Here is a 21,552-nt window from a genome sequence, read left to right on the forward strand (position 1 = left end):
GTCAAGCGGCAGGGCTATTGGCTATCACCCTGCGGGGAAACTCGCGCTCCTACTCGTCGGAGGAGCGGAAGAACTGCAGGCGCCAACGATTACGCGCCGAGCGCGTCAGATGTTCCGACGGGTCCTCAAAAAAAGTCGAGGCCAGGAACGCCGAGGTCAGGTCGGCCCGGGTGAGGCCGATGTCCCTCAGCTGCGCGTCGTTCAGATCATGCAGCGCGTTGATCTCCATGCGATTGCGGAACACGCGAAAGAGGAAGGTCAACGGCGCAAGGCCTGCCGCCAGACGCTGGTAAAACGTCGGGGTAAGCTTACCGCAGTCGAGTTCTAGTGTCCGGTCTGTCGTGTGCATCGAACTCTCCTTTCTTTCGGGGCACGCAACAACCCACCCCTGCCGCGAGGTCGTGCGGAAGGGAGCAGGCTGGATTCGGCACTGCTTAATTCCTTAAATCGGAATTGATTTAAGGATAAAATTATGCAGCCACTCAAAATGCTACAGCGTCCCTTTGCGCGTCGGAAAAGACGCGCGGCGCTGTAGGACAGGCAGGGTGTCTGTCCTTTACTTTGCTTGATTTGCATCTCGAAGATGCCAAAGACCTATTGATCAGTCCAACGAATGTTTCTAATGATTATCATCAGCTATCTTTATAGGTGAACCCATGTCCGCGCCTCTTGATCTCGACCAATTGCAGACTTTCATCGCCATCGTCGATTCCGGCAGCTTCACCAAGGCCGCCGACAGGGTCTACAAAACCCAATCCGCCGTCTCCATGCAGATGCGCCGTCTCGAAGAGCGCATCGGCAAGCAGCTGTTCATCAAGGACGGCCGCGGTAACCGGCTGACGGTCGAGGGGGAAAAACTGCTCAATTACGCCCGCCGCATTATCCGCCTCAACAATGAGGCGATCGCCGCCTTCGACGACAACAGGCTGGAGGGGACGCTGCGCATCGGTACGCCGGACGATTATGCCGATCGCTATATGCCTGAAATCATCGGCCGCTTTGCCAAGACCCATCCGAACGTCGAGCTCTACATCGTCTGCGAGCCCTCGGTGGATCTCGCCGAGCGCATGCACAAGGGTGAGCTCGACATCGCGCTCGTCACCCACAATCCGCGCGAGCGCATGTCCGATGTGGTGAGAACCGAGCCGCTCTGCTGGGTCGGCTCGGCCAACCATCCGATCCGCGACGACGCGCCGGTGCCGCTTGCCGTCGGCCGCCGCGACTGCCAGTGGCGCCAGCTCGCCTGCTCGGCTCTCGATGCCGTCGGCCGCGAGCACCAGATCCTGTTCACCAGCTGGTCCTGCACCGTCGTCGCCGCGGCGGTGCTGGCCGGCATGGCGGTCTCGGTCATGCCGGAATCGGCGCTGCGGACGGGCATGAAGGTGCTAAGCCAGGCCGACGGTTTCCCGGCGCTGCCGCCGGTGCAGATCGGCATCATGAAGCGGCCAGGCGTCTCGCTGTCGCTGATGAACGCGATTACGGCGCATATCACTGCCTGCCTCGACAACATCACGCCGGCTGTCGTCGACGACGGTCTGGACGCGGATGTCAAATCGGCTCAGGCGCGCCTTTACCCGCGGCCGAAGGCCGCCAACATGATGCCGAGCTGGTAGAAAGCCTCAGGCGGCGCTCGACGCGCTCGCGGCGAAAAGGGAAACGCGGATGACGCGCTTCCACTCGCCGAGCATGCGCCGCGCTATGGTCTCTTCGCTGACAGCGGCAAGCCGGACGACGGCGCCGATCAGGTGGCTGAAAAGGTAAGTGCGCGCGAACATTTCCTCGTCGCAAAGGTCGGGAGCCAACCTGCTTACGGCGTCATGAAAGATACCGGCGACGCGGCCGCTATGCTCGATATTCAGCCGAAGCAGATCCTGATCGGTTTCGGTTCCCATCCAGACGCCGCGATAGACGGGATCGTCGCGATAAGATTCGTAATACCAGTCGATGGTGGCGCAGACGCGATCGAGGGCCTGGTCGAGTGACTGCACATCGCTGAACATCGCCGCCGTCTTCGCCTGGATCGCCGAAGCGTGCTGGTCGAACAGGGCTTTTACGATCGCCGCCTTCTCGGGAAAATACTGGTAAACCGAGCCGATCGGTACCTTGGCGGCGATCGCGAGTTCCGTCATCCGCATGGCGCTGACGCCCTTTTTGGCGATGATCTTGGCGGCGGCGGCGAGGATAAGATCCAGCCTCTGGATACTGCGCTCCTGCTTCGGCTGCCTGCGCAAGCCGATGCGATCCATGCTTTCCGCGCCCATGTCGTTCCCATTCTTATTGTTTCGCGCAGGAGCTATCTGCCACCACCGCATCGAGCGGATATGACATTGCAGGCCTTCATCAGCGGTAAATGGAAAAGTTCACATTTTAGCGACCGGCAAAAGCCTGTGAAATCAAGCCCTCGCAGCATATCGCGATAATTGACGGGGATTGAAAAGACTTCGAAAGGTTGTGTGAGAACAGGGATAAGCGGCGGACCTACCTTGGTACAGGCGCGCGTTCGGTCAGGTGCGATCGACGCAAGTCAGTCCATCGCCATCCACACAGCGAGCCAGACCCACAGGACAGCGAGCACAAGGTAGCCTGCCGCAAAAAGAGGACTGCGATAGCGCATTTCATTGCTGGTGACGTGAACGGCGGCGTGAGCATAACGCAGCGCGACGAAGATCCACGCAAGACTGACGGTGAAGATGTTGTCGGCCTGCGTGATATAAAGGAGAATGCTGCAGGCATAGAAGAGCACCGGCAGTTCGAACTGGTTGGCGAGAGCGTTCTTCACAACGAGGCTTTCGACCGGCTCGCCGCGATTTTCTCGGTAATCCGACCGAGCGACTTTTCCGGCTCGGACCATTTTCTTTCGCCTCAAGCCAAGAAGCGCGTAGAGACCATAGACCAGGGCCACATGGGCAAGGAGTGGCCAGAAGATTTCATAGCCGGTCATGATCGCCACTTCCTTTCCGCTTTCGTATGTCATTGGCAGCATTAGCGGAAAGGATAAGCGGATGCCAGCGGCTCGCCGCCGGCATCCGCAAACCCGATATCGTCTTCACACCTGGGCGCTGCCGCCATCGACGAAGAGTTCGGCACCGGTGACGAAGCTGGAATCCTCCGAAGCGAGGAAGAGTGCGGCAGCGGCAACTTCCTCGGCACGGCCGACCCTGCCCATTGGCACCTGGGCCGCCAGGACGTCAAGCAGGCCCTGCTGTTGCACTGGGTCCTTACCCGCCAATTCGACCAGTCCGGTCGTTTCCGTCGGACCAGGGCTAAGCGTGTTGACCCGAATCCCGCGATCCTTCAAGTCGAGGATCCAGTTGCGCGCAAAACTGCGCAGAGCGGCTTTCGATGCAGCGTAAACGCTGAAGGCAGGTGTCCCGGTCGAGCCTGCTGTCGATCCTGTCAGGATGATCGATGATCCTGCCGAAAGCAGTGGCAAGGCCTTCTGCACCGTAAAGAGAACTCCCTTCACATTCCGATCGAACGTGTCGTCATACTGCTCTTCGGTAATTTCGCCGAGGGGCAACATGGAGCCGCCACCCGCGTTGACGAAGAGCACGTCGACTTTCCCAGCTTCTGCCTTCACCCGTTGATAGAGGCGGTCGAGGTCGGCTGGATTGGCTGAGTCAGCCTGAATTCCCACAACCCCGCCGCCGATCTCAGCGACTGCCGCATCGAGAACGTCCTTGCGACGGCCTGTGATGAAAACCCGTGCGCCCTCAGCGATGAAGCGCTTGGCCGTTGCAAGGCCAATGCCAGACGTGGCGCCGGTGATAACCGCAATCTTCGCATTCAATCGTTGTGTCATTTGTCGTCTCCTTTGGCTCGACTGAAGCTGAGATATGGACGGGGGCATTCTTTCGGAATAGAAAGAATTGAAAGCTATTGTTTCAGGAATGAAATGAACAAGTTTCCGGATTTCGAGGGTCTGGCGATGTTTGCGAAGGTCGCCGAAGAGCGTTCTTTCCTTCGGGCTGCACAGACGCTCGGCGTGTCAGTGCCGACCGTTTCGCGCGCCGTGAGCCGTCTTGAGCACAGGCTGGGGGCAAGGCTCTTTAACCGCACCTCTCGGCAGCTCGCGTTGACTGAATTCGGCCTGCGACTGGTCGACAGCGCCGCACGAATCTATGCGGAAGCCGAGATGGCAGAGGACACTGCGAGGGAGATTGCCACCCGGCCGAAGGGGCTCATCAGGCTTGCCGCACCGATGGCCTTCGGGACACGCTGGCTGGCGCCGGTCCTGCCTGAGTTTTTCGAGCTCTTTCCGGAGATTTCGATCGACCTGCACATGAGCGATGCCGTCGTCGATATCGTGGGAGACGGCTTTGATGCGGCGCTCAGAATCGCGGTGCTGCCGGATTCGTCATTGGTCGCGCGCAGGCTGACGCCGGTGGATCGCTTCATTCTCGCTGCACCCGCATATCTCGATCGGTACGGCGTGCCGGAACATCCGAGCGAACTAGCGGCTCATCATTGCCTCGGATACTCCTACAGGGCGCGGCAGGATGTCTGGCGCCTGCGCAACAGTGAAGGTAAGGAGGAGGTCATCGTACCAAGTGGCTCTCTCAAGGCCACCAATTCGCAAGCTTTGGTGCCAATGGCGCTACGCGGCCTCGGGATCATCGAGCTACCCGAGTTTCTCGCACATGACTATCTCATAGACGGCCGGCTGAAGCCGGTCCTTCCCGGCTGGACGCTGCCAACAGGCGCACTGTATTTCGTCACACCTTCTGCTCGCAACCGGCCAGCGAAGGTCGAGGTCCTTTCCGATTTCATGATGGCGAGACTGTCAAATCCGGTTTGGCGGCGAAAGAGCTGATGCCGCTTCAGTCCTGGCCTGTCGACAGCCAACGGGCGACGGCAAGCCGGGCGGCGACGATGAAGCAGATAGCGAGGCTTGCGAATTTCAACCGCGTCATCCACGGCAGCACGTGCATTGCAGGACCTGCAGATGCGCCGTTGCCGAAAGCAATCAGGCTGGAAATGTTCTCGCCGTAGTCCGAGATGCCGTAGATGAAAGGCAGCAGATAGATCACCTTGGCTGTGAGCGGATGAAGTGACCGGCCGAACCACGAGCCGACGGGGCCGAGCCTCACGAAGACAAGGAACAGCAGCGTCGTGAGCAATGCCGGAAACATCAGCTCCGGCCCGAAATACATGGCGCTGAGCAATTTGGCCGCCGTCTCGTTTTCATCGAGCAGCTTCTGCATGTGGAAGACGGCCGATTCGTCGTAACCGGCGAAATAGGTGTCGAGTACCGCCTGCCCGGTTTCGTGCTTGAAAGGCACGACGAAGCCGAAGGTCGTCCAGGCGAGCACGGCAAGACAAAGGGCGGCGAGCAGCGCAACGATCCAGAGCGGAATTGCGCTGCCCGCCTTCATGATCAGAGGCCGGCGCCCGGATAGTTCGGGCTCTCGCGGGTGATCGTCACGTCATGGGCGTGGCTTTCGCGAAGGCCGGCGCCGGAGATGCGCACGAAGGTGGCGCGCTCCTGGAAATCCTTCAGGTCCTTGCCGCCGACATAACCCATGGCGGCCTTGAGACCGCCGGCGAGCTGGTGGACGACGGCCGAGACAGGTCCCTTGTAGGGCACCTGACCCTCGATGCCCTCCGGGACGAGCTTCAGCGTGTCGCGCACCTCAGCCTGGAAATAGCGGTCAGCCGAGCCACGGGCCATGGCGCCGACGGAGCCCATGCCGCGATAGGCCTTGAAGGAACGGCCCTGGTAGAGATAGACCTCGCCCGGGCTCTCATCGGTGCCGGCGAGCAGCGAGCCGATCATGACGGCGGAGGCGCCGGCGGCGATTGCCTTGGCAAGGTCTCCGGAGAATTTGATGCCGCCATCGGCGATAACGGGCACATCCTGATCCTGGGCGGCCTGGACGGCCGACATAATGGCGGCGAGTTGGGGAACGCCGACGCCGGCGACAATGCGCGTCGTGCAGATCGAACCCGGGCCGATGCCAACCTTGACGGCGTCCGCACCGGCATCGATCAGCGCCCTGGTGCCGTCATAGGTTGCGACGTTGCCGGCCATGATCCTGACCGAGTTGGAAAGCTTCTTGACGCGGGTCACGGCATCGAGGACGCGCTGCGAATGGCCATGGGCGGTATCGACGACCAGGAGGTCGACGCCGGCCTCGATCAGCCGTTCGGCGCGCTCGAAGCCGTCGTCGCCGACGCTGATGGCGGCGGCGGCGCGAAGCCGGCCCTGCGCATCCTTGGAGGCGTTCGGGTTCAGCTGCGACTTCTCGATATCCTTGACGGTGATGAGGCCGACGCAGCGGCCTTCGGCGTCGACGACCAGCAGCTTCTCGATGCGATGCGAATGCAGCAGGCGCTTGGCCTCCTGCTGATCGACGCTCTCCTTGACGGTGACCAGATTGTCCTTGGTCATCAGTTCATGGATCTTCTGCTCCGGATCCGAGGCGAAGCGGACGTCGCGGTTGGTGAGGATGCCGACGAGGCGGCCGGACTTCTCGACGACCGGGATGCCGGAGATGCCATGCGATTTCATCAGGGAGAGCGCTTCGGCAAGCTTCGCTTCCGGGCCGATGGTGACGGGGTTGACCACCATGCCGCTTTCGAACTTCTTCACCTGGCGGACCTCTTCGGCCTGCTCGATCGGCGTCAGGTTGCGGTGGATGACGCCGAGGCCGCCCGCCTGGGCCATGGCAATCGCCAGCCGGCTTTCGGTGACGGTATCCATGGCTGAAGAGAGGATCGGGATGTTGAGATCGAAGTCGCGGGCGATGCGGGTGGCGATGTTCGTCTGGCCGGGCATGACCTCGGAGTGCCCCGGCTGCAGCAGCACGTCGTCGAAGGTAAGCGCGTCCGCGCCGGTTGCCGTTTCAATGATGCGTGCCATGGCCAAATTCCTTCGTTTAAGAAAATGCAACCGGCCCCGGAAACGAATCGTCCGCCCCGGCGGTGTGCATGAGTTGCTTGGAAGTTGGCGAGGGCTGGTAACACGTCTATGACAGGAAGGAAATAGCAAAAAGCCCGGTACATCGGCCGGGCTCGTCATGGGTGCCATGCACGGAGAGCAATTCCCAGCTAAATCGCGAAGCAGGTTTGCCGGAAATCGCGCCAAACAAGGGGATCGAGCGGTTCCTCCTTCGGTGAAAGCTGAACCGCCCTGGATCAAATGTCGAACTGATAGGTCTTCGGCACGAAACGATAGCCGCCATCCTGCTTCTCGGCGAAACCGACCGCCGGGAAAGGCATGTGGTAACCGAGGAAGGCGATCTTCTCGGTGGCGATCATGTCGAAAACCTTGCGGCGGCTGGCTGCCGCCTGTGCCTTGTCCATATCGAAGCGCACTTCCCAATCCGGGCGCAGCAGCGACAGAATATAATGGTTGGCCGTATCGCCGGTCAGCACCAGGCGTTTACCCTCGGATTCAACATGGAACACCATGTGGCCCGGGCTGTGACCGGCTGCCAGCATCGCTGTCATGCCGGGCGCAACGCTGTCACCGTCTTTGATGAAGGTGGCTTTTTCGACGAGCGGCGTCACGTTGGCGAGCACGGCTTTGTGGCCGCCTTCGGCGGGCGTACCTTCGCGTGATTTGTTCGACCAAAAGTCATATTCCGCCTGGCCGATGACATAGCGGGCATTCTTGAAGGCAGCTGCGGCATTCTCCGTCAGGCCGCCGATATGATCGCCGTGCAGATCGGTGAGCGCCACGACGGTGACGTCGTCGGCTGAATATCCTGCGGCTTTCAAGCCTTCCGCAAGGCGGCCGGCGCCGCGCACCCGCCCGGCTGCACCGAAGCCGGTATCGACAAGAATGACATCCGAGCCGGTATCGATGAGGGCAGGCGAATATCCGTTGAGAAATTTATCTGCCGGCAGGAAGTTTGCGGTCAGCAATGCCTTGACCGTTTCGGGGTCCTGATTGGTGCCGAAGGTTTCATGGGGCTTTTCGGAGATGTTGATGCCGTCGCGCACGACGGTAACCTTGTAGGAACCAAGCTTGAATTGATCGATTTCGGGCAAAGGCGCTGCATCCATAGTGCTGCTTTCTCCAGTCACGGCCGCTTCGGCCTTCTCTCTTAAAATCATCGGCGCCGCCAACAGTCCGAGGCTTGCGACAAAAAGCGTGCGCCGCTTTATATGCGTTGAGATTGCCATATCCACTCCCCTTTGATGCGCAGTGTGCCGCCGCGCTGCCCCGACGATGTGTCTGCCCGGATTTTCTGTCCGGAACATCTGCCAATCTTGATAGGGAAGGTTTTCGCGCAAGCCATCTCACGCAGACGTGAACCAAACGTGCGATCGAAGCGGATTGAAGGATTGGCAGGCCCTGGAACTGCGTCTACACAGCAAGTGCCTTCCCTGCTCCGATCCGCAGCCTATCAAGGCTCCCGCCTATGAACCGCATCGTCCCGCTGATCCTTGCCGTCGCTCTCTTCATGGAGCAGATGGACTCCACCGTGATTTCGACGGCGCTCCCGGCAATCGCCAGGGATCTCAATGTCGGGCCGATCACGCTGAAGCTGGCGCTGACCTCCTACATGGTGGCGCTGGCGGTGTTCATCCCGGTCAGCGGCTGGATGGCCGACAGGTTCGGCGCCAAGAAGATCTTCCGCCTTGCCATCTCGGTCTTCGTCATTGGCTCGATCTTCTGCGCCGTCTCCTCCAATCTCGTCGAATTCGTTTTCGCCCGGTTCCTGCAGGGCATGGGCGGCGCGATGATGACGCCGGTCGGCCGTCTCGTCCTGGTGCGCACCACGCAGCGCAGCGACCTTGTCTCGGCCATGGCGCTGCTGACTATCCCCGCCCTCGTCGGCCCGCTCACCGGCCCGCCGCTCGGCGGCTTCATCACCACCTACTTCAGTTGGCATTGGATCTTCCTGATCAACGTGCCGGTCGGCATCATCGGCATCTGGCTTGCAACGATCTTCCTGCCGGAGGTGGAAGCGATGGCGCCGCCGAAGCTCGATTTCACGGGCTTCGTGCTGACCTCGCTTTCAGCCGCCGGCGTCGTCTTCGGCCTGTCGGTGGTAAGCCTGCCGGCCCTGCCGCCGATCATCGGCATCACCGCGACCTTGGTCGGCCTTGGCTGCGGCGTCCTCTACATCAGCCATGCGAAGCGCCACCCGGCGCCGATCCTCAACCTCAATCTGTTCAAAAATCCGACGTTCCGGGCTTCGACCATGGGCGGCAATCTCTTTCGAATCTGCGTCGGCGCCATGCCGTTCCTGACACCGCTGATGCTGCAGCTCGGCTTCGGGCTGACGCCGTTCCAATCCGGTCTCATCACCTTTGCCGGAGCGATCGGTGCGATCACCACAAAGTTCATGGCCAAGCGCGTTTTCGCCGCCACCGGCTTTCGCACGACGCTGATCGGCGCCGCCATGGTGACGACGCTCGTGACCATCGTCACCGGCCTCTTCACGCCGGCAACGCCGCATCTCGTCATTATCGGCGTGCTGCTTCTCGGCGGATTCTCCCGCTCCTTCATGTTCACCGGCGTCAATGCGCTTGCCTTCGCCGATATCAACGATGCCGAAGCCAGCCAGGCGACATCGATGAGCTCCGTCATGCAGCAGGTCAGCTTGGCGCTTGGCGTCGCGGTGGCGGCCGCAATATTGGAGACCTCGATCTATATCAGGGGCGAGCCGCTTGATGTGGCCGATTTCCATCTGGCTTTCTACATCATTGCGGGACTGACGGTGATTGCGACCATTCCCTTCATCCGCATGGATCGCAATGCAGGCGCGCTCGTTTCCGGCCACCGCTCGAGACGCGTGGCGGCATCTGCGATCGAGGCCGAGCAGCAAGGAGTGAAATGAGCTTCCTATTCAGGGCTCTCGCAGACGGCAGAGAGTTTGTTGCCGTCGAGATCGCGGACATAGGCGGCATAGAAATGGGCATGGTAGGAGCGCAGACCCGGCCCGCCTTCATCGGCGGCGCCTGCCGCCATAGCCGCCGCATGGAAGGCATCGACGGCTGCCCGCGTCTCGGCTGTGAATGCGACCATGGCGCCATTGCCTGATGTCGCCCGGCGGCGATTGAAGGGCGTCACCACCCAGAAGCGGCAGCGCGTATCGCCTGGCACAGAATAGCCGATCTCCTCCTGCGAACAAAGCTGGCGACGATAGCCGAGCACCGGCAGAACGGCATCGTAAAAATGCCCTGCGCGGTCGAGGTCGTTGGTTCCGAGGGTGACGTAAAGAAGCATGGGATCATCATCGGCTGGGATCGCCCCGAGATCAAGCTTGCTCTGCGTCAGCTTCCGCCTTGCGGCCTTTGAAGCCCTTGGCCAGCCGCCTCCAATATGCAAGACGTCAGCTCGAAACAACGGGCGCAAAGCGTATGCTGCCTCGATCCGTGCAGATAAGTGCGACCATATAGGCGAAGATAGGGTCCAGAGCCTTCTGGTTGAACATGATGCCAAAGCTGCCGGTTATGACGTAGCTGCTGAAGAGCAGAAGAGCGAGCGCAATCGCCAGATCGCGGCCCGGCCCGGCTTCTTTTCTCCACGCGCCGATCACCGGTGTCAGCAGCATCAGCGAAAGCGCCGCGATGCCGAAAACGCCGGCATCGATTCCAGCGGTCAGAAAACCGTTGTGGACATGTGTGAAAGACAGTTGTGGCCTTATGTTATCAGGCAACTCCGCCAGAACCGAAGCCATCCGGTTTTGCGGGCCGTAACCAGTCAACGGGTCCTTGCTGATTGCCGATAGTGCACCTTTGTACAAAGCGAACCGCGCACCGAGCGAGGTGATCTCACCGTCGGTGCGTTCCAGCGATGGCAGTTCCCCTCGCAACGCTTCGATGCGATGAAGGATCGGGCCGCTGCCTAAGGCAATGAGGCCCACCAATAGTAGGGAGCCTATGATGCCGAGGCTGCGCAGGCTCAGATGGAAGCTATGTTTGCGAAAATACCAGAGAAAGATGATGAGATGGACGGGAATAACCAACCAGGCCGAACGCGTTCCCGACAGCAGAACGCAACCAATACCCGCGGCATATCCCAAAATCGCAATCCTTTGCTCCATGCTTTTGGGAGATTGAAGGTTGAGGAGCGCAATGCCGCCGAAGAGAATGCCTATGATCCCGAGCAGTGCAGCGTTCGTTGTCCCGCCCTCCGCCCGGTCCATAAGAAACGCGATCTGCAGGAGACTGAGCAGAAAAGTAACGATCATGCCGATCCCAGCGCCGAGGATGAAGAGCGGCACGAGACGGCCATCGGGAGATTGGCGCATCCGCGGCAATACCAGCCAGATCGAAAAGAAGGGCAGCAGCCGGAGTATCCAGTGCAATTCTTCGGAGTAAGGCGGATTGATGAATATGCTCGCGATCATCACCAACGGGTATATCGACATCCCAACGGCAACCAGCCGGTCGGATCTCGACAGGTTCAAGGCAAGGCGGCCTGTCGCCAGGCAGTAGGCGCCCCACAGCATCGACGCGAGGAGGATGAAGGAGTTAAAGTTCGGCGAAAGTCCTGGAACGATTGCAAAGAGAAAAACCGCAATGCCGTTGTCTCGATCGTCTGCACTTGCAGCTCCATTTCCGGGATAAAGCACTTCTATCATGAGTTGTTTAAAGTATTTCATTTTACCGGCCTAATCGTATCGGTCCTGCCTCGCTACGGATCGTGATGTCGGCTGTCAAGCCGGGGCGCAATCCATAACCTTATTCAATGCGGTGTTCAGACAACAGAATTCCAAATCGCCGTAACCCAATTTCCACAATGATCAACGACGCGACGCACGGATCAAGTTGATCGGCAGAAAGACACGCCGAGGTGCAGGCTGATTTGATCTCTGATCGGTATCGCTTGCATGCAAGACACCGTTAATCGAGCGGTGTTTAGCAGCTATCCTTGCCCGGAACCGTATGGACACGATCGAATGCGCCGCTAGGGCAGTCTTGTCTCCCACAAGACTTGGACCGACATAAGAAAACCCGGATCGAGGATCATCAGACAAGACTTCCCGAAGATCAAGCCTGCTATTCAGCTTCCGCCTTGCGCCCTTTGAAACCCTTTGCCAGCAGGAACATCTCGACCGATTCGGCGCGTGACGAGTTCGGCTTGACATGGACGACCTGGCGGAAGTTCTGCTTCAGCATGGCGAGCAGGTCGCGCTCGGTGCCGCCCTGGAAGGTCTTGGTGAGGAAATGCCCGCCCTCCCCCAGCACCTCGATGGCGAAATGGGCCGCAACTTCGCACAGATGCATGGTGCGAAGATGATCGGTGCGGTGGTGGCCCGTGGTCGGCGCGGCCATATCGGAAATAACGAGATCGGGCGTGCCGCCGACAGCCTCCATCAGCTTTTCCGGCGCACTGGGGTCGAGGAAATCGAGCTGCAGGATCTTGACGCCGGGAAGCTGGGCCATTTCGAGGAAATCGATCGCGGCCACACGCACGTCCTCATCCGTCGAACCGGTGACTTTGGCGGCGATCTGCGACCAGCTGCCGGGAGCCGCCCCCAGGTCGATGATTCGCCTGGCGCCGCGCAGGATGTGGTATTTCTCGTCGATCTCGAGGAGCTTGAAGGCGGCGCGGGCGCGATAGCCTTCGAGCTGGGCGCGCTGCACATAGGGATCGTTGATGTGGCGCTGCAGCCATTGGCGGGAGGATGCCTTCATCTTCTTGTTCTTGACGCGCTGACCGAGCTTCCGGCCGGTGCGGTTTCCCGCGATCGGTGCCTTTGTCATGCCCTTCCCCTTATTTCGCCCGCTGGCCGCGGCGGTTGCGGTTTCGCCGCCACACGCCGTCGTCGGCCATCATGTCGGTGAGCAGGCCTTCCCTCAAGCCGCGATCGGCAACGCGCATGCGCGGGCTCGGCCAGCGGCGGCGGATCGCCTCGAGGATGGCGCAGCCAGCCAGCACCAGATCGGCCCGGTCCGGCCCGATGCAGGGATTGGCGGCGCGGCTTTCGAAATCCCAGGAGAGGAGCTTTGCCTGCATGGCGGAAACCTCGTCATCCGAGAGCCAGATGCCATCGACCTTGCGCCGGTCATAACGCGGCAGGTCGAGATGGACGCCGGCAAGCGTCGTCACCGTGCCCGACGTGCCGATGAGGTGGAAATCGCCGGTCTCAGCGATCTCGATCTCCGGGCAATCGAAGCATCCGAGCATGGCTTCGACCTCGCGCACCATGCCCTCGAAAACATCCGGCGTCACGTCGCGCCCGCCGTGACGTTCCGACAGCGTCACAACGCCGACCGGCAGCGAGGTCCAGTGGGTGATGTGATTGGCGAGCCGGCTGAAGCGACTATCGCCGATACGGATGACGGCGATCTCCGATGAGCCGCCGCCAATATCGAATAGGACGACGGAACGGGTCTCGCGGCCGACCAGCGAGGAGCAGCCGGAGACCGCAAGCCGCGCCTCGGTCTCCCGGTCGATGATCTCAAGCTCAAGGCCGGTTTCGGCGACGACGCGTCCTAGGAATTCCGCACCATTGACCGCCTGACGGCAGGCTTCGGTGGCGATCAACCGCATGCGGCGGATCTCCCGGTTCCTGAGCTTGCCGGCGCAGATCCTCAGCGCCTCGATCGCCCTTTCCATCGCCTCGTCAGAGAGACGGCCGCTGGCGGCAAGACCCTCGCCGAGGCGTACGATGCGGGAAAAGGCATCGACGACGCGGAACTGACCCGGCCGGGTCGGCTGGGCAATGAGCAGACGGCAATTATTCGTGCCGAGATCGAGCGCGGCATAGAGTTCTTCCGGCCATGCGTGCTCGCCAGCCTGGCGATCCCCCTGGTGACCGTTGCTCTCCTGGCGACCTTTGCGGCCGGCGGCCGCGCCGTTCTGCATCTCGTGCAGGACGGCACTACGCGCCGACTCTTCGACGCGGATTTCCTGCAGCGGGACATGGGAAGGCTTTGCCGACGACAGCGGCCGGCCCTGCAGCCCGCGCTTGCCGCGATGCTTGCGGCGGTTGCGCCGGCTTGATGCCTGTTCGCCATCGGACCGGGCGGCACTGGCTGCCGCGCCTGTCTGTTCGATCGCCTGGGCTTGAATCGAACCGTCCTGCGAAACACCTTGACCGCCGCGACGGCGGCGCTTTCGCTTGCGAGCCGGATGTCCGGCCGCATCGTCCATGGGGCGCGCCGGCTGCCCGGCACTGCCGGAGAGCTCATGCGGAGCGGCTTGAGCTGCGCTGCGGGTTTGCCCGCCGCGCTTGCCCTTGCGACGCCTGGACTTCTTGCCGTCCCTACGCCCTGCCGCCGTCGCCCCGTCAAATTGCGGCTTCGCGCCGCCTTCGGGGTCTTCCACGTTGTTTTCCACCGCGCCGCGCAAGTCCTTGAGATATGCAGCAGGCGCTCATTTGATTTTTGCGTTGCCGCAAGAATATCAGCGCCCGCCAAAATCACCAAATTCTTTTTTGACAGAGGGCTTTGCCGAAGAGTTTCACCCCCAGCTGAGAAGGCCGATTTTTTTCAAAACAGGTATTTGCAATCGCCGGGCTTTTGTTTATAAGCGCCGCACACCAGCCGAACCGCCCACCGGTTCGCTTGCTGGGGAATAGTTCAATGGTAGAACAGCGGACTCTGACTCCGTCGATCTTGGTTCGAATCCAGGTTCCCCAGCCAAAATTTTTCCAGCAAAACATACAGTCATCGCCGCTGCTTCTTGCTGCCGATTTCACGTCGTATTTACTGCAAGAAATTTCTCAATGTCTACAACGGCTCTCATTTATTGACGGCAGCTCCGTGCGACATGTATGCGACACGCCGGCCCGCCTAAGACTGAAGAAGCTGCTGGCCGAGCAGATGTTGGACGCCGCAGCGCTCCGCGAGCTCCTTGCAAAAAATGGTAGGGCCTGCCGCCAAGCGTGAAGCCGTCATGCATCTGAAGGCCGTCATGGGTCTTTCGGAACGGCGGGCCTGTCAGACGATCCGCTACCAGTCGAACCGACCGCCGGAGACCGAGTTGCGAGCGACGCTGCGTGAGCTTGCAAACGAGCGTCAGCGTTTCCGCTACCGTCGGCTGTTCGCCTGCTTCGGCGGGATGGCGAGCCGTCCGGGGTCAATCGCATCTATCGTCTTTATCGCGAGGAAGGGCTTTCCCTTCGAAAGCGAAAGGCTCGGCGCCGTGCTGTCGGCACGCGTGCAACGATCCTGGTCAAGGCGAAAGCCAATGCCCGCTGGTCGCTGGACTTCGTCCACGACCAGTTCGCCTGCGGACGGAGGTTTCGCGTGCTCAACATCGTCGATGATGTGACGCGTGAATGCCTGGCAGCGATCCCGGGCACGTCCATCTCTGGTTGAGGTGTCGCCCGAGAACTGATGGCGCTGATCGAACGACGCGGCAAGCCCGGAATGATTGTCTCCGACAACGGCAGCCAACTAACGTCGAATGCCATTCTCGCCTGGTCGAGGGATCACAAGGTGGAGTGGCATTACATCGCGACGGGGAAGCCAATGCAGAACTGCTATGTCGAGAGTTTCAACGGGCGCATGCGCGACGAGCTGCTCAACGAAAGCCTGTTCTTGGGCCTCGATCACGCCCGCAGAGCCATTACTGAATGGGCCGACGATTACAATCCTGTTTCATAACGCCCATCTTTCTATGCCATTGAAGGGAATAGGTTTTCCTGATCTGGAGGCGATCCCGCGGCGTGGCGAGGGTTCTTCCGGGCACGATCGAGGATCAGACGTGCTTGTGGGGTCGCAAGTTTTGAACGGCTAAAGATCCATGGGCCATCGGGTAGCGGATGAACCGCCTCAATATCGCCAGCCTCGGCCGCCAGCCGCAGCGTCTTTGGCGTTATCCCGAGTAACTTCGCCGCACCGCCCAGATTAAGCCATGGCTCGACCCCGTCGATCTGGGGACGGAAGACCGGAATCTTGCGGTATGACCTCAGCGCGGTGACCCGCTCCCGTGTCCAGCGATTGCCATTGCCGGTGGTCAGTCCGTTGCGATTGAGGACACCGGCAATCACATCATCATTGGCGATCAAGACGAGTTGTCTCACGGCGTCGACAATGTCGTCAGGGGTCGCGTTTCTTTGGCCACGGCGTCGCTTCGGCAGGCGCAGCTCGGTGTGGACGCCTCCAACCCAATGAATGACGAGGACGATCTCAGAGGTTCCATCATCGAGATCGGCGACCACTTCATTGATGAGCGTGCGCACGATGCGCTTCTTCAGCCTTGCATCGGTTGTCGGCGCCGTCCAGACGGTGCGAAGGTTTCCCGCAAGTGCGGTTACCTGTGATGCGGACATGGGGAACGGCTGCGGCGTAACTGTCCGATGTTTGGCAATCCTGGTCTCGATTTCGCCGACGCGTGCGAGTGTCCTATTCCAGCGCGCTTCGAGCTCTGATGTTACAAGTCTGTTCTCCGGATCAGCCGCGTCATATTGCCGGAATGCCCGGTCGGCTACATAGCGCGCTGCCTCGAGGTCGCGCAGCAGGGCATCCTGAACCTGATCGCGTTGGCTGGCCATATTGCGTTCCGCCTCGACGGCGGCGGCAATGGCTCCCGGTTCGACCACGCCGAGCAGCGCCTCCTCGATCGCATCATCGACCCGCAGACCGCCGAAGGCGATGCAACGTGGTTCGCCATTATCGAGTAGACCACGCCAGCAGGAATAGCGCGGGATGTTATGGTTGGCTCCTGTGTAACGAACCGTCAGCTTCCGGCCGCACCTTTTGCAGCGGAACAGGCCGGCAAGCAGAGCGTCGCCATGCTTCGGCGCTCCATGATGGCGACTGGCCGGTACATTGTCGCTGACCGTCTTGCGGATCTCCTCCGCCCGTTCCCAACTGATGTAACCTTCGTGCGCGTCCGGGATCAGGGCAAGCCATTCATCACGCGCCTTGCGGCGAATTCCAGATCGACCATCGTATCCCGGTACGGAACGACTCTTACCATAAGCATAACCGCCGCCGTAGATCGGGTTCGCAATCATCCGGTGGATGGTGGCATAATTTGGCCTGCGCCAGATGACGTCACCGTTGGCGCACCTGACGGGCAGGTCCAACCCCTGTTCAAGGAACCATAGCAAGGCCTGCCGGGCACTCCCGAGTTCGGTGACCTTGTTGAAGACGAGTGCGATGGCTTCCTGGATGCGTCGGTCTGGATCCTTCTCGATCCTATCACCAGCCTTTACGAAGCCGGCCGGAACAGTGACGACGAGTTCACCGCGGCGAGCCTTCTCATAGCGGGCGGAAAGGGAACGCTGACGCAAGAGATCGAGTTCATATTCGTTGAGGCTGCCCTTCAAACCCAAGAGCAGGCGGTCGTTGCCCTGGCGGGGCGCATAAACTGCTTCCTGATCGACCAGGACGGTATCGACAACGCGGCACATCTCGATGAGTTGCTGCCAATCGCGGCTGTTGCGGGCGAAGCGCGATACCTCACGCGCGGCCACGGCGCCGACCTTGCCAAGGCAGACTTCCGCCACCATCCGATCAAATCCAGCGCGGGTCACGCCGCCGGCGGCCGAACGACCAAGGTCGTCATCCACCGTTTCTATATGTGACCATCCAAGCGCTGCCAGACGGTCGCGCATGGCGTATTGGAGTGCGCTGCTCTCTCGATTGTGCAGAACCTGGTGAGCCGAGGACTGCCGAACATAGAGGATGGCCTTCCGCTCCAGATGATGCGGCCCGATCTTGTCATGCATCATGACCGGCCTCCTTCTGTTGCGAGGCATGTCCGCACTTTGCGTGATCGACGAACAGCCGCACGATGAGCACCGTCAATGCTTGGCGGGTCTCCTCCGGCAACTCCGGCCATTGCGGCGTCCCTGCCGTCTTCCCCCGCTGCGGGGCCGAGAACAGATCGAACTGGCATGTCATGGGCTGGCGAGGCATGAACATCTCTCCGACTCGTTTCGTGAGAGACCAATGCTGCGCCCATTACCGAAGAATGCGATGAGGCATCAGCGTCCTTCAGCAATCTTGCCAAAATATGCAGGCTTGCGAGATCGACGTGCGGAACCGGCAGGCTGCGCCAACAACCACTTACTGATCGATCGAACATCCACGACGGGACCTCAATAAGTCGACCAGAAGAAGAACCAGAAAGGCTGCAGCGGAAAATATGCGTCCCTTTGGACACCGCCTCATGCACGTGAACGAGCCGTCCGGACCAGGGATGCCACGGATACAAAAGCTCGCGAACCTCGGTCCCGTGGGCGTTCTGTCGTCGTGTTGTACAACAATTTCCGGCCGCATTCATCGCTCGGATAACAGACCCCGGCAAGCTATGCCGATACCATTGCCGCAACCGGCTCCAACGCTGCGCGAGATGAAAGCTTCGCGTTTCCGCCGGTTGCTCACACCCGCGCCACTTGGCGTATTCAAAACCGCCGAAGCTCTAATCGCCGCCGGATGAAAATTCAGGTGGCAGGTCACTGTTGCTCGGCGACGACGCTCGCCACGGCCTCGTCTGCACCGTTCGGGCGGCAGGCCGAGGGTCACGAGTCCGCCCGTTGCCAGCGGGCAATGCCGGTTTCTCCGCAATCGGCTGATTGCCGTAACGCTATTTCGCGCCGCCTTCCACCCAGGAGTAACCAATGGAGAAGCTGCGTTTGCCGCCACTAAAGAGATAGGGCAAGGTCAGCGTGTTCAACTCCTGCAGGTGAATGCCCGATCTCACGAGACCGTTCGCGAAATCGGGGGAAATTGTTGGGTCATCGGCGGTCTCGCCGCGCCAGATTACGAGCACCGGCCCCTTGGCAGTCGCATATTCGGGAACCCCGGAACCTCGAAAAAAGGGGATCACGACGGGAACGTCAGGGAATTCCAGCTTCATGTTGCCGGCCACGAACTTGGTTTCCGCTACGATCAGAACCGGCTTGCGGGTGGCGGTCAGTTCGGCCACGTAGCCGGAGAAGGGCACGTTGGTTCTCGTATAGGTGCCGATATATTGTATCGCGACGATCCGCAGCAGAAGGATCGCCAGTATGACGACCATGAAGACCGGCACCACAGGCCGGAAGCGTGTAAGGCCGGCGGAAAGATCGAAGCCTGCGGTTTCCAGCTTCAGGAACAGATAAATCAGCAGGACGAGCAGGCAGGGGTCGAGCCAGCGCTCGTGGATATCGCTCGCGCCGGCGACGATGACGACACCGACGAAGGCGAGCAGGCTGACGATCATCATCCGCTCGATGACCCGGATCATCGGGCTGGACGCGGAACGCGCACGGAAGATATCCCGTCGGAAGGCTGCCGCGAAGAGAACGATCGGCAATGCGACGAAGCCGAGGACGGCGATGACGAGGGACAGCAGTCCCTGTCCGATGCGCGGAAGGCCGGCGGCTGCCTCATGCTCGGCGGTCATCCGCTTCAGGGTCGGCAGCGAAGCGCGGGCGAGGTTATCGGGCAGCCAGAGCGCGTGCGGCAGCACGATCAGAATGGCGATTGCGATCGCCGGCAGCAGACGCCAGTCGAAAAGGCGGCTGCGCCACTTCCTGTCCGGGAACACGGCGATGAAGGCAGCAAACGGCAGGATCGCGAAGTTATATTTGGAAATTAGACCGATGCCGGTGGCGATGCCGATGACAAGATAGCTCCCGATCGTCGGCTGGCGCAGCGTGCGGAAAAAACCGAAGAGAAAGAGCGAGGTCGCAAACAGCAGCGCGACAGTATGGGTCAGTTCGCGCTGCGCCATCAGCCCGACCTGTGGCAGGGTAATCAGGCTCAGCATTGCGATGGGTGGGAGCAGACGGTCCTTCAGCGCCTCGCGCGCAGCCAGGCCATAGAAAAGATAGCAGCCGAAGAGGATGATGTTCTTGGGTACCGAAAGCGCCCACATCGATATGCCGGTCACCGAAACGATGGTATATTGCAGCCAGTTGTAGAAGGGCGGCTGCGGGCCGTAGCCGGCAAGCAGATATTGTGAATAGAAGGATTGCTCCGCCTCGTCGAGATCGAGCGTATGGGGCAAGGCGATGCGAAGTACGATATTCAGCAGGAAATATCCCGCCAGAAAAATGCTTGCGTTCGTAAGACTTTTGGTAATCCGCTCCAACACATCGATCTCCAAGTCAGGCCAGTGCCGTCATCTACCGGTCGCCGCCCGGATTGCCGGCGTGGAAGAGTTCGCCATCGCCATCAACTCCGCTGTTGTGACGCAACCTTCATTTCTCATAAAAAGCCTGCGCTTCCTTAAATCCTTCGCGTTCAACGGTGAAGTATTTTCGCACCGGTGATTCGCCGTTCTGCTGCCCCGACGCTGTCGCATTCTTCTTTGAGACGAGCGCCCGCTCGAACTGCGCCTCGTCGATTCCGACGGCACCGACGTGAAGTCCCGGGCGAAGCATCACTTGGATCTCGGAGGTGCAGTTGTCTGATTATCAGCAATATAGCTACCAACGCCTTCAGCAAGGAAGGCGTTGTTGGCCTCACGTATCTTTGCGACCGCATCATCGTACAGAAACGAATAGCGGCGTCCTCGCGCAACCGTTGAAACGGCATGAAGCAAAGAGCACGAGAAGATCACTGCGCCTCCGGCCGGAGCCTTGAAGCTCCTACTGCCGTACTCGGGAAAACTTACTTCTCCGCCATCGAAATCATCGTTCAGGTTCACTGAGGGGGCAAATCGGCGGTGTGCTGTGCCTTTAGTCGTGTTATCCCGATGGGGGCGGAAATGGGCTTTGTCCTCAGCCGCATAGCAGGAGACGATATATCGCTCCGTCCTGATGACGGTAAACTGATGGAGCTTCTGCATTTCCGGCACGATTCTGCGCATGAACCGCCCCTGCGTTTCGGCGATGATGTCCTTTTCCTGGATGTCGTGGTCCTTACGGCGTTTGTCGCCATGATCCTTGACCTCGACAGTTTTGCCGTCGACCTCGCGCATGAAAACCTGATTCCTTACCGCCGTTCTGCTCGTTGAGATCTATCAGCTTCTTGCAAAGTTCAGGTTCGAATACGTTAGGAACTACGATGATGGGCGTGGAGTTCGATGCCGGTGAACCGGTCGATCGGAGGCAATGCGGCCACAAGCGACAACACGGCCTCGATATCGCTTCCGTCTTGCGCAAACGGAAGCACCTTCAGAACACGCATGGTAGGGTCAAGTACTACCAAGAGCTGGCGTACAGGCACCTGGCGGTCTCCGGGGTTGGCGTCGATCGGAATCCCCGATAGAGGCGGCTGATGGCGCCGTCGAAGTCCAAAAAAAGAAGCGGGAGCCCGGATACCGCTCGGCAACGCGTTGCTCAGTTTCGTCAGTCGAATCGATCGTGACACCAAAGAACGATGCCTTGACATCATCAAACATGTCCGATCTTTGAAGAGCTGCCGCTATTGCGGCTTTGCTCGCCGGATGCGAGGTCGATCCGAAGAAGCAGAGGACGAGGTATCGTCCCGCAGCGGTGTCGAACGCATAACGGGGCGTGGCTATCGATCGCTGGTAAAACCAGGGGGCCGGATCGCCAGGTAGATGTTCGCGTAAGCGTCCATGAACTTGTCAACCTCTGTGAATTTGCAAGCGGTCAGGCTATGACAGCAAATCCTCTCTGGCAGTGTTGCCACCGGATAGGTCGATTTTGCGAGGCCCCCCTTTGTCTCCAATCTTGTTCCGCAGGCAATCGCCTTGCTTACCGTGAAGCCTGGATGTTATATCCGGCTGACCCT

At 60.2% G+C, this 21,552-nt stretch carries 20 protein-coding genes, 1 tRNA gene and 2 pseudogenes; 7 read left to right on the forward strand and 16 right to left on the reverse strand.

Going from position 1 to position 21,552, the window contains the following annotated elements; all coding sequences use genetic code 11:
- Nucleotides 1–49 precede the first annotated feature (49 nt).
- Nucleotides 50–349, reverse strand: coding sequence for a DUF1127 domain-containing protein (locus tag PH551_RS21120; protein ID WP_097597819.1), 300 nt, complete (start codon nt 347–349; stop codon nt 50–52).
- A 307-nt stretch (nt 350–656) separates the two neighbouring features.
- Between PH551_RS21120 and PH551_RS21125 the strand changes: the two genes are divergently transcribed.
- Complete coding sequence (locus PH551_RS21125) at nt 657–1,613, forward strand: LysR substrate-binding domain-containing protein (RefSeq protein ID WP_097597820.1); 957 nt, start codon at nt 657–659, stop codon at nt 1,611–1,613.
- 6 nt (nt 1,614–1,619) lie between these two features.
- On the opposite strand, the gene PH551_RS21130 is transcribed toward PH551_RS21125, so the two are convergent.
- The 3 genes from PH551_RS21130 to PH551_RS21140 form a co-directional block, all read right to left on the reverse strand.
- Nucleotides 1,620–2,261, reverse strand: coding sequence for a TetR family transcriptional regulator (locus tag PH551_RS21130; protein WP_285194816.1), 642 nt, complete (start codon nt 2,259–2,261; stop codon nt 1,620–1,622).
- 263 nt (nt 2,262–2,524) lie between these two features.
- Nucleotides 2,525–2,941 (reverse strand): MAPEG family protein, encoded by a 417-nt coding sequence (locus PH551_RS21135; RefSeq protein WP_183702864.1) that lies wholly within the window; start codon nt 2,939–2,941, stop codon nt 2,525–2,527.
- A gap of 105 nt (nt 2,942–3,046) precedes the next feature.
- Nucleotides 3,047–3,802, reverse strand: coding sequence for an SDR family oxidoreductase (locus PH551_RS21140; protein ID WP_285194817.1), 756 nt, complete (start codon nt 3,800–3,802; stop codon nt 3,047–3,049).
- A gap of 93 nt (nt 3,803–3,895) precedes the next feature.
- On the opposite strand from PH551_RS21140, the gene PH551_RS21145 reads away from it, so the two are divergent.
- A complete protein-coding gene (locus tag PH551_RS21145; protein ID WP_285194818.1) occupies nt 3,896–4,813 on the forward strand; it encodes a LysR family transcriptional regulator in 918 nt (305 codons plus the stop codon).
- A 7-nt stretch (nt 4,814–4,820) separates the two neighbouring features.
- Here the strand turns inward: PH551_RS21145 and PH551_RS21150 are convergent, their stop codons facing one another.
- The 3 genes from PH551_RS21150 to PH551_RS21160 all read right to left on the reverse strand — a co-directional run bounded on the left by PH551_RS21150 (nt 4,821) and on the right by PH551_RS21160 (nt 8,130).
- On the reverse strand, nt 4,821–5,375 hold the full coding sequence (locus PH551_RS21150) for a hypothetical protein (protein WP_285194819.1): 555 nt from the start codon (nt 5,373–5,375) through the stop codon (nt 4,821–4,823).
- Between the two features lie 2 nt (nt 5,376–5,377).
- Nucleotides 5,378–6,862: an IMP dehydrogenase gene (guaB, locus tag PH551_RS21155; protein ID WP_085777072.1), complete on the reverse strand. Its 1,485-nt coding sequence runs from the start codon at nt 6,860–6,862 to the stop codon at nt 5,378–5,380.
- Between the two features lie 275 nt (nt 6,863–7,137).
- Nucleotides 7,138–8,130 carry an MBL fold metallo-hydrolase gene (locus PH551_RS21160; protein ID WP_285194820.1) on the reverse strand — a complete coding sequence of 331 codons (993 nt, stop codon included), beginning with the start codon at nt 8,128–8,130 and terminating at the stop codon, nt 7,138–7,140.
- Nucleotides 8,131–8,369: 239 nt separating this feature from the next.
- Here PH551_RS21160 and PH551_RS21165 point away from each other — a divergent pair, with 239 nt between their 5' ends.
- A complete protein-coding gene (locus tag PH551_RS21165; RefSeq protein WP_285194821.1) occupies nt 8,370–9,794 on the forward strand; it encodes a DHA2 family efflux MFS transporter permease subunit in 1,425 nt (474 codons plus the stop codon).
- Between the two features lie 5 nt (nt 9,795–9,799).
- Here the strand turns inward: PH551_RS21165 and PH551_RS21170 are convergent, their stop codons facing one another.
- From PH551_RS21170 to PH551_RS21185, 4 genes are all read right to left on the reverse strand, one after another.
- On the reverse strand, nt 9,800–10,183 hold the full coding sequence (locus PH551_RS21170) for a VOC family protein (RefSeq protein ID WP_285194822.1): 384 nt from the start codon (nt 10,181–10,183) through the stop codon (nt 9,800–9,802).
- Between the two features lie 106 nt (nt 10,184–10,289).
- Nucleotides 10,290–11,564 carry an O-antigen ligase family protein gene (locus tag PH551_RS21175; RefSeq protein WP_285194823.1) on the reverse strand — a complete coding sequence of 425 codons (1,275 nt, stop codon included), beginning with the start codon at nt 11,562–11,564 and terminating at the stop codon, nt 10,290–10,292.
- A 397-nt stretch (nt 11,565–11,961) separates the two neighbouring features.
- Nucleotides 11,962–12,669: an RlmE family RNA methyltransferase gene (locus PH551_RS21180; RefSeq protein WP_085777067.1), complete on the reverse strand. Its 708-nt coding sequence runs from the start codon at nt 12,667–12,669 to the stop codon at nt 11,962–11,964.
- A gap of 10 nt (nt 12,670–12,679) precedes the next feature.
- Entirely contained in the window at nt 12,680–14,236 is a 1,557-nt protein-coding gene (locus tag PH551_RS21185; RefSeq protein WP_285194824.1) for a Ppx/GppA phosphatase family protein, read from the reverse strand.
- Between the two features lies 1 nt (nt 14,237).
- Between PH551_RS21185 and PH551_RS21190 the strand changes: the two genes are divergently transcribed.
- From PH551_RS21190 to PH551_RS21200, 3 genes and pseudogenes are all read left to right on the forward strand, one after another.
- Nucleotides 14,238–14,489, forward strand: coding sequence for a hypothetical protein (locus tag PH551_RS21190; RefSeq protein WP_285194825.1), 252 nt, complete (start codon nt 14,238–14,240; stop codon nt 14,487–14,489).
- Nucleotides 14,480–14,553 (forward strand) — tRNA-Gln (locus tag PH551_RS21195). The genes PH551_RS21190 and PH551_RS21195 overlap by 10 nt, the downstream gene beginning before the upstream one ends.
- A 153-nt stretch (nt 14,554–14,706) precedes the next feature.
- Nucleotides 14,707–15,507, forward strand: a pseudogene (locus tag PH551_RS21200) (IS3 family transposase); the annotation flags it as partial.
- A gap of 23 nt (nt 15,508–15,530) precedes the next feature.
- Here the strand turns inward: PH551_RS21200 and PH551_RS21205 are convergent.
- Nucleotides 15,531–17,594, reverse strand: coding sequence for a recombinase family protein (locus PH551_RS21205; RefSeq protein WP_285194826.1), 2,064 nt, complete (start codon nt 17,592–17,594; stop codon nt 15,531–15,533).
- Nucleotides 17,584–17,781 (reverse strand): hypothetical protein, encoded by a 198-nt coding sequence (locus tag PH551_RS21210; protein WP_041936667.1) that lies wholly within the window; start codon nt 17,779–17,781, stop codon nt 17,584–17,586. The genes PH551_RS21205 and PH551_RS21210 overlap by 11 nt, the downstream gene beginning before the upstream one ends.
- 342 nt (nt 17,782–18,123) lie before the next feature.
- Here PH551_RS21210 and PH551_RS21215 point away from each other — a divergent pair.
- Nucleotides 18,124–18,304 (forward strand): annotated as a pseudogene (locus PH551_RS21215) (IS3 family transposase); the annotation flags it as partial.
- 147 nt (nt 18,305–18,451) lie between these two features.
- Here the strand turns inward: PH551_RS21215 and PH551_RS21220 are convergent.
- The 3 genes from PH551_RS21220 to PH551_RS21230 form a co-directional block, all read right to left on the reverse strand.
- Nucleotides 18,452–19,945 (reverse strand): ArnT family glycosyltransferase, encoded by a 1,494-nt coding sequence (locus PH551_RS21220; protein WP_285194827.1) that lies wholly within the window; start codon nt 19,943–19,945, stop codon nt 18,452–18,454.
- A 106-nt stretch (nt 19,946–20,051) separates the two neighbouring features.
- Nucleotides 20,052–20,237: a hypothetical protein gene (locus PH551_RS21225; protein ID WP_285194828.1), complete on the reverse strand. Its 186-nt coding sequence runs from the start codon at nt 20,235–20,237 to the stop codon at nt 20,052–20,054.
- Nucleotides 20,234–20,773 (reverse strand): 2OG-Fe(II) oxygenase, encoded by a 540-nt coding sequence (locus tag PH551_RS21230; protein WP_285194830.1) that lies wholly within the window; start codon nt 20,771–20,773, stop codon nt 20,234–20,236. The genes PH551_RS21225 and PH551_RS21230 overlap by 4 nt, the downstream gene beginning before the upstream one ends.
- Nucleotides 20,774–21,552 lie beyond the last annotated feature (779 nt).

The organism is Rhizobium atlanticum, from assembly GCF_030182485.1.
Taxonomy (GTDB): Bacteria; Pseudomonadota; Alphaproteobacteria; order Rhizobiales; family Rhizobiaceae; genus Rhizobium.

Excerpts from the sequence above, each read along its gene's own strand:
- PH551_RS21120 (WP_097597819.1), bottom strand. The coding sequence starts at position 349 with ATGCACACGACAGACCGGACACTAGAACTCGACTGCGGTAAGCTTACC.
- PH551_RS21125 (WP_097597820.1), top strand. The coding sequence starts at position 657 with ATGTCCGCGCCTCTTGATCTCGACCAATTGCAGACTTTCATCGCCATC.
- PH551_RS21130 (WP_285194816.1), bottom strand. The coding sequence starts at position 2,261 with ATGGGCGCGGAAAGCATGGATCGCATCGGCTTGCGCAGGCAGCCGAAG.
- PH551_RS21135 (WP_183702864.1), bottom strand. The coding sequence starts at position 2,941 with ATGACCGGCTATGAAATCTTCTGGCCACTCCTTGCCCATGTGGCCCTG.
- PH551_RS21140 (WP_285194817.1), bottom strand. The coding sequence starts at position 3,802 with ATGACACAACGATTGAATGCGAAGATTGCGGTTATCACCGGCGCCACG.
- PH551_RS21145 (WP_285194818.1), top strand. The coding sequence starts at position 3,896 with ATGAACAAGTTTCCGGATTTCGAGGGTCTGGCGATGTTTGCGAAGGTC.
- PH551_RS21150 (WP_285194819.1), bottom strand. The coding sequence starts at position 5,375 with ATGAAGGCGGGCAGCGCAATTCCGCTCTGGATCGTTGCGCTGCTCGCC.
- guaB (WP_085777072.1), bottom strand. The coding sequence starts at position 6,862 with ATGGCACGCATCATTGAAACGGCAACCGGCGCGGACGCGCTTACCTTC.
- PH551_RS21160 (WP_285194820.1), bottom strand. The coding sequence starts at position 8,130 with ATGGCAATCTCAACGCATATAAAGCGGCGCACGCTTTTTGTCGCAAGC.
- PH551_RS21165 (WP_285194821.1), top strand. The coding sequence starts at position 8,370 with ATGAACCGCATCGTCCCGCTGATCCTTGCCGTCGCTCTCTTCATGGAG.
- PH551_RS21170 (WP_285194822.1), bottom strand. The coding sequence starts at position 10,183 with ATGCTTCTTTACGTCACCCTCGGAACCAACGACCTCGACCGCGCAGGG.
- PH551_RS21175 (WP_285194823.1), bottom strand. The coding sequence starts at position 11,564 with ATGAAATACTTTAAACAACTCATGATAGAAGTGCTTTATCCCGGAAAT.
- PH551_RS21180 (WP_085777067.1), bottom strand. The coding sequence starts at position 12,669 with ATGACAAAGGCACCGATCGCGGGAAACCGCACCGGCCGGAAGCTCGGT.
- PH551_RS21205 (WP_285194826.1), bottom strand. The coding sequence starts at position 17,594 with ATGATGCATGACAAGATCGGGCCGCATCATCTGGAGCGGAAGGCCATC.
- PH551_RS21210 (WP_041936667.1), bottom strand. The coding sequence starts at position 17,781 with ATGCCTCGCCAGCCCATGACATGCCAGTTCGATCTGTTCTCGGCCCCG.
- PH551_RS21230 (WP_285194830.1), bottom strand. The coding sequence starts at position 20,773 with ATGCGCGAGGTCGACGGCAAAACTGTCGAGGTCAAGGATCATGGCGAC.